This is a genomic window from Gilvimarinus sp. 1_MG-2023 (genome assembly GCF_030548285.1).
In genome coordinates, this window is the sequence record NZ_JAUOSC010001016.1 from 1 (window position 1) to 271 (window position 271).

The 271-nt window shown below is 54.6% G+C and carries 1 pseudogene; it reads left to right on the forward strand.

Features of this window, described 5'->3' with window-relative positions:
* Positions 1 to 271, forward strand: a pseudogene (locus tag Q4563_RS19955) (hypothetical protein); the annotation flags it as partial.

Sequence of the window (271 nt, forward strand, 5' to 3'; positions counted from 1 at the left end):
TGTGCTGGGTGACGATGCGATGGATTTCGAAACCGCGCTGGATCAGGGCGACGATATCGAAGCCGACCTTCCGGCCGCAGATGATAACGGCATGGACTTTTCACTGGATAGCCTGGCGGATAGCGACGAGCACCATACCGACGAGGTCACGATTTCTGCCGACGACCAGGGTGTGGAATTTGATCTCTCTGCCTTTGAAGACAATAGTGAAGAACTGGCTGCCGAGCCGGAAACAGAAGTCAGTGAGCCCGAACACGACAATCTGATGGAT